The 10654-nt window shown below is 45.4% G+C and carries 7 protein-coding genes; all 7 read right to left on the minus strand.

The window, feature by feature from the left end; translation table 11 throughout:
• Positions 1-225 precede the first annotated feature (225 nt).
• The gene (locus V7K67_RS04590) at positions 226-348 is read right to left on the minus strand and encodes a hypothetical protein (protein ID WP_334729407.1); all 123 of its coding nucleotides are present in this window, start codon (positions 346-348) and stop codon (positions 226-228) included.
• A gap of 36 nt (positions 349-384) precedes the next feature.
• Positions 385-1773 carry a cytochrome P450 gene (locus V7K67_RS04595; protein WP_334729408.1) on the minus strand — a complete coding sequence of 463 codons (1389 nt, stop codon included), beginning with the start codon at positions 1771-1773 and terminating at the stop codon, positions 385-387.
• A 74-nt stretch (positions 1774-1847) separates the two neighbouring features.
• Complete coding sequence (locus V7K67_RS04600) at positions 1848-2663, minus strand: TIGR01548 family HAD-type hydrolase (RefSeq protein ID WP_334729409.1); 816 nt, start codon at positions 2661-2663, stop codon at positions 1848-1850.
• 126 nt (positions 2664-2789) lie between these two features.
• Positions 2790-2984, minus strand: a complete 195-nt coding sequence (locus V7K67_RS04605) for a hypothetical protein (protein ID WP_334729410.1) — start codon at positions 2982-2984, stop codon at positions 2790-2792.
• A 79-nt stretch (positions 2985-3063) separates the two neighbouring features.
• Complete coding sequence (locus V7K67_RS04610; RefSeq protein ID WP_334729411.1) at positions 3064-4749, minus strand: alpha/beta hydrolase; 1686 nt, start codon at positions 4747-4749, stop codon at positions 3064-3066.
• Positions 4750-5717: 968 nt separating this feature from the next.
• Positions 5718-8942 (minus strand): efflux RND transporter permease subunit, encoded by a 3225-nt coding sequence (locus V7K67_RS04615; protein ID WP_334732814.1) that lies wholly within the window; start codon positions 8940-8942, stop codon positions 5718-5720.
• A gap of 163 nt (positions 8943-9105) precedes the next feature.
• Positions 9106-10518 (minus strand): efflux RND transporter periplasmic adaptor subunit, encoded by a 1413-nt coding sequence (locus tag V7K67_RS04620; RefSeq protein ID WP_334732815.1) that lies wholly within the window; start codon positions 10516-10518, stop codon positions 9106-9108.
• Between the last annotated feature and the right edge of the window lie 136 nt (positions 10519-10654).

The following is a 10654-nucleotide window of genomic DNA, read 5'->3' on the forward strand; positions in this document are numbered from 1 at the left end:
AGGAAATTATAGTACGCAACGTGTAAAATTTAACTCTAATCCCTATGGTGAAGTTTTCGTTACATAGTTATAAATTTTTTCGCCTACCTACTTAACATACAGTCATCAGTGATATAGCGGTGTGCAGTTGAGTGAGATACAAAAACTTTGCTGAAATGATTTTAGAGTAAGGACTTTGGTGTTCTCATCAAATCGATAACCGCTATAGCATAAATCGTAATTATTTCATTTAGCATAAACCCCTCCTGTTTTGACTCTGGAGGGGATTTTATTGCTTTTTTGACCCTGTTGCGATCGCCTATCTGCATAACTAGCAACTTGGGTTACTAGACTTGCAACGTCTTTCATGGTAAATGCCCCCTGGTGATCGCATTCGCAAACTTTCTAAACAAAACTAGTCTCTCGAACTGCCTGATTTTGCTGGTGTCTCCCCTTCACCACCATCTGCACACCCCCTCCAGGGCTAAATAAGAAACCCTTACGCACTGGCTGCACTGGTTTGCTATCAGCCAGTTCCATCTGCCAGTGAGACAACACTGTTGCCAAAACTACCTTCATCTCAAATAGAGCAAATGCCATGCCAATACAGCGACGGTTCCCGCCACCAAAAGGCAAATACTCAGAAGGAGAAAACTGCCGTTCTAGAAAACGCTCTGGCTTAAATTGCTTCGACTGGGGATATAAATCTTCTCGATGATGGATCAGATAAATGCAAGGAATCACCAAGGTACCAGGATTCAACTCATGGCCCATGATTTCTAGGGGGGATTTTACCAAGCGATTTAATGCCAACGTTACCACTGGATACAGGCGCAGGGTTTCTGAACAAACAGCACTCAAATAGGGCAAGCGCAAAATAGCATTTGGATCAGGGTTTTCGCCCAGGTTATCTAGTTCTTGCAGTAGTTTTGCACGCACCTCTGGCAAATGGTGAATCCAGTACAAAGCCCATGCTAAGGTTGTTGCAGTAGTCTCGTGACCCGCGGCCAAGAGGGTAATTAACTCATCGCGTAACTCTACATCAGTCATCGACTGCCCCTCTTCATCACGAGCTGCCATCATCAAAGCTAGGATATCAGTCCGAGATGGGTCAGGTTGCTCTTTGCGTTCTTGAATCTCAGCATATATAAGTTCATCAATTTGCTCTCGCAAGCGCAGGAATATACCCCAAGGACTCCAAGAACCTAAATCTCGTTGCAGTGATGGAAAAACAAGCATCATTGCCGTAACGAAAGGTTGCTTGGGATTCAGGATTTCCAGCAGCACTTCTTTGAGTTTTTCATAACGTGGTCCATCTGCTAGACCAAATACAGCTTTCAAAATCACCTCTAAGGAGATTTCTTGCATAGATGGCAGAACTGAAAAGGATTCCCCAACTTGCCATTGACTAATCACTTGCTCAGTGATATCACGGGTTAACTGACCATAAGCCAGCATTCTTTCTCCATGAAAAGGGGGTGTCAACAACTTTCGTTGGCGTTGGTGAGGCTTACCTTCTAGAGCTAATAGTGATTGCCGTCCTAATAAAGGCGATTTAATACCCGCCGGTTCACCAGAGTCTAACTGTTTTGGATCTGTCGTAAAAATCTGCTGAATCGCCTGGGGATTACTAAAAAACACTTGAGGAGTAAAAACAGGGCCAATCCGAAGAGTGAAGATATCACCATAGCGTTTAGCACAGGCTTCCATGTATTCTAAGGGATTAGTCAGCCACTGATAGGTTTGTACCCAAGGGTGAGTTTGAGGGCCGTTAGGCAGTTTAAATGCAGACATTTTTATTAATCTCCCAATGATTAAAGCAAGATTGTTATCAGCCAGTCATTCATCCACGCATAGCTTGATTAATCTTAGACCAGAGATTGGGCAGATGAACTTACCAATTCTTGAATCTGTTTTGGGGTCAATTCCTGCACATTACGCAAAACTACTGCTGCTCCTGCTGCTATTAGTGTCTCACTGTATGCATCACTACGCGCGGCTGTTTCCTGGACGTGAGGCGGTAAAACCCCTACACCAATCCAAAGGTGAGAAGAATCTAAACGCCGCGCTTTCTCTACAGTATACATATCTGCTACCGTATCCCCCACATACACTACAGCTAATCTTTGCTCAATTCCATTATCTAACTCACGAACTGTGGCAAAAAGTCCAGTGGGGTCTGGTTTACCTGGCGCATCCTCCATCGCAATCAATACAGGAGATTCTAAGCCCAGGCGTTTTTGCAATACATAGTTAGCGGAAGCACGAGTTGCACCGCTAAAAAATCCCCAAGCAATCCCAGCTTGGGTAAGTTGTTCTAAATAGCTAGGTTGTAATAATAAAGGTTCATTACAGATATACCCAGTAAAATTATTTGGGTCTGTCCCTCGGTAGCGGGATTGAAAAAAAGCAACGATCGCATCATAATCTAGTTGCAGTTGTTCGCGGCTCTGTTGTTGGGTTTCAAAGTAGCGGTAAATTAATTCTTGCGATGCTTCCCAATCGTTATTCCACACACCTTCAGACTTGAGTTGGTCAATATCTTGTGGAGTTGGACGATAGGCTTGGGTAGTAAAATATTCTACAGTATCTGCGATCGCCCGGCGATAGGAACCGCTAACATCGCGCACAACGCCATCAATATCGAAAATAGCGATCGCTTTTGCAGAAATTGGTTGAGTCATGGGTAGAGAGGAAAAGAGTTTTATAGAACCCATTTGATATCTTTTAGGCGAAGCAGATTTATCCCCAGATTATCACCAAAATCCAATTTGAACTCTCAGCCAAACCATCAAAAGCTGAAAAAGAAGCTACTGGAAAATCTGGCTTTGTGTGAGGCGAAACTGCACTAAGTTGGTTCGGACAATGAACAGTTGGCGATCGCGTAAACTCTGCACGTACTCCACCAGGGTTTTGGTTTGATTGGGTGCATAGGTAATCTTGCCACCATTAAAATATTTGTCTTCCAGCGCTTTAATATTCTGCGCCGCTTTATAGAATTTCAAAGTCCCTCTCCCAAGCTTGGGAGAGGGATTTAGGGTGAGGGCGAAAACTACAGTTCTCAACTTAGATAAGGTTTAATTCTCATTTCTGACGAACTAATCCCTGGGGAAATCCTGGTGGTAGCGACTTGACGAAATAGACCTTGACTGGTTCATCCCGATTTGAGTTCTTCACATAAGATGTACTTAGAAAAGGACGATATTGAGTCTGGTGAGCAAGATATACTTTCATGAAAGCTGTACTAAAAGCCTGAAGATGAATCCGTCCCAATTCTGGGTCACTTCCAGAGAAACGGTTAGAAGATGGTAAAATTACGCTACTCACACCACCAATCAAATCAGTATGAGTCCCTTTGTCACCAATACCCAAATACTTGTCTTTGGTAGTCAACCAAGAAAATGCTTGTACTTGTTCCAACAAGACGGGAGTAACCGTGTCTGAGGCTCCACCAGCAATGACTACAGGAATTTCGATTCGGCTCATACCTGCTTGCCCAAGAATACTACTCGTGAATGGATTGAGAGCAATCACAGCTTTAACTCGGCGATCGCGTAAATCTAGGTTGCTTAAGTTTTGTTGGATCTGTTCATAATCAGGAGAATTTTTTCCCAGTGCTAAAGCACGACACTGCAACAACAACGAAACATTAACCGAATCGGGTTCAGATTTACAATCTTTGTGCAACTGATTAATATTGATGCGTGCGCCAGCTAAGACTAAGGCTGTGTAACCACCAAAAGATTGTCCAATCACACCGACTTGTTGAACGTTGATTTTTCCTTGTAGCCAGGGATCAGATGTTGAACGCTGCTCTAATTGATTAAGCACAAAAGTTACGTCTAAAGGTCGGTCAATTAATTCTGTGTCTGCAAATACTTGTTGGCTTTTCCCTGTGAGTAGTGCTTCCATTTGGAGAGAATCACTACCAGGATGCTCAGGAACAACAACAGCAAATCCATAGGATGCTAAATTTTCTGCCAAGTAAGCAAAGCTATCGCGATCGGAACCTAGTCCATGAGAAATGACTACAACTGGTGCAGGTGTTTGACTTTTAGGTAAATAAATATCGGTTTGAATGACTCTAGTTTTAATACTTCCAGTCAGGGATTTACGATTAGTATCCACAAAGGCGATCGCTCTCTTCTGCCAAGAAAACGGTCCTGACTTGTTGTATAACTGCGGTAATTTTGAGATATCTACAGGTGGTTCAGCCGATGCTTCTGTATTAGACTGTTGCTCAATTACAGAGAGAGCTTGACTTGTCTCCTTGTTTAGAGTAGAAAGTTTATTCATCAGTGCCAAAAGCTCTTCAGAATTAATCCGAATACTCTGTGAAGGGAAGTAGCGCATCGTATTCAGGAGTGTAAATCCCTTTGGATCAGCCGCCGCTAGAATCAACGCCGCACGAATTGCATAAAAACCGTTTTGTCTGGAATCTGTTTGAATCAATTCACCCGCAGATTTTAACATCGATTCTCCAATTTCTGAATAGAGAAATTGAGAGACTGCTACGGGACTTAATTTTTGTTTTTCAGTCAAAACCTGACGCAGTTGAGCAATATCCTCTGGTTTAAGGTACTTTGTATATGATGCTAGTTGACTGCTAATTTTACCTTCTTGAGCATAAGTTTTTAAATCAGTAACAGGAAGAGAAAATTCTAAAAGACTGTAAGAAAATTTTATTTGTTCAGCACCGAGAGCTGGCATCATTCCCATACTCAACAGCCCGATAGTGGTACCGACCCAAGAAGGAATTTTAAGTTTCATAGCATCGTGTGAATGAGTAATTTGAATCACAAACAGACTCGTGTCTTCTAAAGCACGGGCAGTACTTGTATAGAAATGGTATTGGAAGTCAAGCTTGAGAGTGATGCCTGCGGCAACTCCTTCGGAGAACGCATCCTAATCGCTTTCAAGAAACAAACTAGTGGTCTGTCTCATTAAATTTGAGTGATAAGAGAACGAACCGCATTCGCGTTAGCGTCTCCCCTTGGGAGAAAGACGCAAAGAGCGCGAAGAAAGAAAGAAATTGAAATTTGATTGACCCCGCAAAATTAATGGGACAGACTACTATAGCGGTTCTTAATTGCATAGAATACAGACCATTTGTAGAGGCACAGCAATGCTCATTGGTGTCAACTTAACGTGAAACCGCTTGTCCGCCGGGAATTGAAATTCCCGTCTCATAGCTAAAGTCATCTGAAGATGACTAAATATCGCCAAAAATCTCCAGTCTACTTCAGTAGACTTTAGCCTATTAGCCAAAGAAATTTATTTCCGGGCGGGCATGGAAGCCAAGAATTAAGCTATTTCCAGCTGAAGTTGACACCAATGAGCAATGCTGTGCCCTATTGTGTATTGCATCCAAACGAGAACCGCTATAGTAGTCCACCACACCAACTTTGATGGGTGAATAAGTTCGTAGTTAGGACTTTAGTCCTTAATTTGAGCGCTTTAGCGCTCACTACAAACCAAGCATTGTTGACCGAGAAGATTGGAGATTGAAGATCGCAGATTGCAGATTGAATATTTTTGGTACAAGCCCAGCATATTGTGGGCGGAATAAATCTAAAATCGTCAATCTCAAATCCTCAAGCTGCATCCCTTGTGGGTGCAGTCAATCTCAAATCTACAATCGGCAATCTACAATTGTTTGACTTGGCGGACTACTAGAAGGAAAAAGGATTTGACTTGTTTGTTTCATTTGTAGCGTGTGGTGCGCCGCTCTCAAACAGTTAAGCAGGGGCATCTCCCTGAAACTTGACGACTGTTCCTTGACTCTTTCCATTCAAAGAGGCAAATTCTCCAGATGGAGTAGGTTCAGGCGATTGGGGCGGCTTACCTTTAGAGGTAAAGTCTGTGAGGTTTTTGACCACCACATAAAGGACAGGTACTAGCAGCAGGCTCATGATCACGGAGATAAATAACCCACCAAACACCGCCGTACCAAGGGATGTCCGGCTGGCTGCACCAGCCCCGGATGACAGTAGTAGGGGAAGGAATCCACACAGGGAGGCGATGGTGGTCATGAGAATCGGGCGGAGTCGCTGTTGAACTGCATGGAGTACGGCTTGGGCGATGGTCATTCCTTTCTCCCGCGATTGGTTGGCAAATTCTACAATCAAAATCGCGTTCTTACTCGCCAAACCAATCAGCATCACCAGTGCCACCTGACAGTACAAATCGTTGACTAATCCGCGCACTGAGACAAATAACAGAGCGCCTAAAATCGCAAAGGGTACTGTCAGTAGGATGATGATTGGGTCAATGTAATTTTCGTACTGCGCTGCCAAGATGAGAAACACAGCCACGATACCAAGACCAAAGATCAGAATCGTTTGTCCGCCAGACTTGGCTTCTTCTCTAGAAATTCCTGTCCAGTCATAACCCAAACCGGGCTGGTCGATCTCCTTAAAGGTCTCCTGCATCGCCGCAATTGCTTGCCCAGAACTGTAACCAGGCGCAGCATTGCCTTGAATCTTGATGGAGCGGAATAAGTTGAAGTGGTTGATGGTTTGGGGTCCTGTAATGGGAGTCACTTTGGCGACTTCATTTAGTAGCACCAGATTACCACTTCGGGAACGGACATTAATTTGACCAATATTGTCTGGAGAGTTCCGAAACTGTTCATCTGCTTGGATATATACTCGGTAGCTGTGCTGAGAGAAAGTAAAATCATTGACATACTGCCCACCCATGTAAGCGCCCAGGGTATTCATTGCCTCACTAAAATCGACATTGAGGGCTTCTAAGCGATCACGGTTAATGTCAATCTGGTACTGGGGGGTGCTGGCTGTGAATTGAGTGAACACTTGGCGCAAGATAGGATTTTGATTGGCTTTGGCAATTATTTGTTGCGCGATCGCCAGAAATTGATCGATACTCAGTTGTCCGTTGCTGCGGTCTTGAAGTTGAAATTCAAAGCCACCCGTTACCCCATAGCCAGAGACGGCGGGTAGGTTGGATGTAAAGATCAACGCATCTTGATTTTGGGCAAAGATCCCATTTAGCCGTTGCACAATCCCCTTCACCGAATGTTCCTCACCCTGGCGCTCTTTCCAATCTTTCAGCTTAAAGAAAAATGTCCCCTGATTTGGGCCATTGCCATTCAGACCAAAACCGGCAATGACGAGAGAGGTTTCCATCTCCGGCACTTCTTTTTTCAGGGTTTGAGACACAGTGTTAACAATTTTTTCGGTATAGGCGAGGGAAACACCATCGGGAGCCTGAATCAGACCGACCATAATACCTTGATCCTCATCTGGCACAAATCCACTGGGGACGGAAATATATATAAACGCCGTTGCCGCCAGTCCGAGGATAAATAGCCCCACTACAAACATTCTGATGCGGATCAGGAACTTGCTCAGACTCTCGTATTGCTCCAGTACCCAGCTAAAGCCCCGGTTGAACTGACGAAAGAACCAGCCCAGAGGTCCTCGCCCTTCACCCTCGGTATGATGCAGGAAGAGTCCAGACATACTGGGGGTGAAACTCAGGGCATTGAATAAAGAAATGCCGATGGAGAAGATAATGATCAATGCGAACTGCCGATACATGATGCCGGTCGCCCCCGGAAAAAAGGATACCGGGATAAATACCGCCATCAACACCAAGGAGGTGGCAATCACCGCCCCAGAAAGCTCCCCCATCGCCTCAAAAGCCGCTTGCCGTCGGTCTAAGCCTTGTTCCATCTTGGCAGCAATCCCTTCTACCACGATGATCGCATCGTCTACCACCAAACCTGTTGCCAGTACTAATCCAAACATGGTCAACGTGTTGAGTGAGAAGCCGAAGAGATAGGCAAAGGCCAATGCACCAACCAAGGATACAGGAACAGCGATCGCCGGAATAATTGTCGCCCGCCAATCTTGCAAAAAGATGAAAATCACCAGCACTACTAGGGCGATGGCTTCCATCAGCGTCTTGAGTACTTCTTCGATTGAGACTTCCACAAATTTGGTGGTGTCGTAGGCAATGACGGCTTTCACCCCTGGAGGAAAGTTTTTCTCCAGCTCTGCGATTTGCGCTTCCACGGCTTTGGCAGTATTCAGCGCATTGCTGCCCGGAAGCTGATAGATCAGCATCGCAACGCCAGGTTTGCCCTGTACCAATGCCGAAGTTGTATAGTCCTTCGCGCCTAACTCGGCTCGTCCCACATCCTTGAGTTTAACCAGTGTCCCGTTAGTGTCAGACTTGATGACCAAATTCTCGAATTCCTCGACATCTTTTAATCTACTATTGATGCGGAGTGGGAAATTCGATTTCTGATCCGTCTTCGTGGGCGCTTGACCAATCGACCCTGCTCCCACCTGAACATTCTGAGAAGTTAGGGCAGTGCTGACATCCGTTGCAGTTAATCCCCGACTGGCTAGAGCGTTGGGGTCAAGCCATAGCCGCATCGCATATTGGCGTTCCCCAACCAAAGTTGCATCCCCAACACCAGGGACTCGCTTGATAGCATCGGTGATGTATAGGTCAACATAGTTACTCAAAAAGATGTTGTCGTACTCGCTATTTTCGGCATAGAAGCCATAAACTAGGAGAATGCTGTTGGAACGTGCTAGGGTAGTTAATCCAGTTTGCCGCACAGCCTCAGGTAAACTTGGTTCAGCGATCGCAGCTCGATTCTGCACGTTAACTTGGTTAATGTTGCGGTTGCTAGCTGGATCGAACAGAGTTGAAATGGTGCTGGAACCGTCATTACCACTGCTTGAAGTCATGTATTGCATCCCCTCAACCCCGTTCACTTGCCGCTCAATCACCGTTGAGACGGTATCTTCAACGGTTTGAGAATCTGCGCCAATATAGACGCTGGAGGTTTGCACTTGAATGGGGGCAATTTCTGGTAAGTTGTTAATCGGCAGCAAAGGAATACAAATGCCACCAATCAGCAAGATTAGGATGGTGCAAACCGTTGATAAAACAGGTCGCTTGATAAAGGTGTCTGCGATCGACATGATAATTAGTCCTAATACTGTTTTTTTTCAACGCAAAGGTACGCGGAGGTTAGCGCAAAGGTACGCGGAGGTTTTTAATAATTAGGCGCATATTCTTTGCGTTCCTCTGCGCTTACCTCTGCGCCCCTACCCTGCGGGAAGGCGAAACGCCTATGCGTTTAAACTAAGATTGTGGTTGAACGGGGACACCATCTCGCAGTTTGAGAATATTAGACACCGCTATGCGATCGCCTGGTTTAATTCCCTCTAAAATGGGATAGCGATCGCTTTGCACTTCACCCAACTTCACAGGTTTTTGATGGACAACGAATTGCGGCTTTTCTTTTGACTTGTCTTCTTCCACCACCTTTTCCTTTGACTTGTCTTCTTCCACCACAAAGACAAAATTCTGTCCACCAATGCGACTCACCACTTGAGTCGGAATCAAAATCCCCGGTTGCTGGCTCCAGATAATCCGAGCGCGAACATATTGCCCATCCCGCAATTTGCCACCAGAATTAGTAAATCGAGCTTTCACTAAAATAGATTGAGATGTACTCACTTGTGGCGAGATAAAGTTAATGCTGCCAGTAGTTAAACGCTTACCTGTGTTGGCATCCAGTAGCTGTACAGGTAATCCCCGACGCAGTTGAGCAGCATTGTTGGATGGCACCGAAATTCGCATATCTAGGGCATCGTTTTTGGTAATTGTGGTCAAGGTTCCGCCAATATTCACGTAATCGCCCACTTTGACGGAGAAATCGCCCACAATTCCATCAAGCGGTGCAACCACCTGCTTCTGGTTCAGATTCACTTGATTTGAGGCAACTTGAGTCTGGGCTTGCTGCACGTTCGATTGTGCTTGCTTGACACTGGCTTGACTGGCGTTCACCTGCTTTTTAGCAGCATTTAGGGTAGCGATCGCTGCATCTAAGTTGTTTTGAGCAATATCGAGTTCTTGCCTTGCCTGTGCGCCTTCTGTTACAAGCATCTTGGTTCGCTGGAACTGCACTTGCTGTAATTTCACATCTGCGGCGGCTTTAACTTGATTGGCTTGTTGTTGTTCAAGTTGTGCCTGGGCGGTTACTACAGCCGCCCGATTGGAGTTAACCACAGCTAGGGCGCTGGAGACATTGGCTGTAGTCTGATCCAAACTTAAAGATAAAATCGGCGTTCCCTTGCTGACGCGATCGCCACTGGCTACAAATATGCGTTCGATTCGCCCTTGAATTTGTGGCTGAAGCGAAACGCGTTCCTGGGCTTCTAATGTGCCAACAAACTCGGAGGTAGATTGAACTTGACTCGATTCAACAGTCTGCACCTTAACCGGAAGAGGCGGTGGCGCTTTTGCTGGCGGGGCTTTTCGATTGCCTAATAATTGCCAGCCCACAAAGCCCCCACCCCCAATTAGCAGAACTGCCAGTATGACCCAAAGCCATGTCTTGCGCTGTCGCGGGGGTTTAGAAGCGGTTTCTTCAGTATTGACCGGATCTGTTGACACTGGCGCTAAGACTGAACCAGAGCGGTTTACAGCACTGTTTTTCAGATCAGCAGTTGGCTCAGAAGATACAGATTCAAATGGGCGATCGAGTGACATAAGATATTCAACTCCGTCAGACAATTTTAGATTTGGGATTTTGTGTGGGTTTGCACATAAGATGAAATTTGGACAACGGAGTTACAAGGGTTTGGGGCGACTAGATTCGCGCATAAAGTGAAAACCCTTACCCCAC

The sequence above is a fragment of the Nostoc sp. genome, assembly GCF_036917155.1.
Classification (GTDB): domain Bacteria; phylum Cyanobacteriota; class Cyanobacteriia; order Cyanobacteriales; family Nostocaceae; genus Nostoc.

Coding starts and splice junctions, on each gene's coding strand:
- V7K67_RS04590 (WP_334729407.1), bottom strand. CDS start 348: ATGAAAGACGTTGCAAGTCTAGTAACCCAAGTTGCTAGTTATGCAGAT.
- V7K67_RS04610 (WP_334729411.1), bottom strand. CDS start 4,749: ATGAAACTTAAAATTCCTTCTTGGGTCGGTACCACTATCGGGCTGTTG.
- V7K67_RS04615 (WP_334732814.1), bottom strand. CDS start 8,942: ATGTCGATCGCAGACACCTTTATCAAGCGACCTGTTTTATCAACGGTT.
- V7K67_RS04620 (WP_334732815.1), bottom strand. CDS start 10,518: ATGTCACTCGATCGCCCATTTGAATCTGTATCTTCTGAGCCAACTGCT.
- V7K67_RS04600 (WP_334729409.1), bottom strand. CDS start 2,663: ATGACTCAACCAATTTCTGCAAAAGCGATCGCTATTTTCGATATTGAT.
- V7K67_RS04595 (WP_334729408.1), bottom strand. CDS start 1,773: ATGTCTGCATTTAAACTGCCTAACGGCCCTCAAACTCACCCTTGGGTA.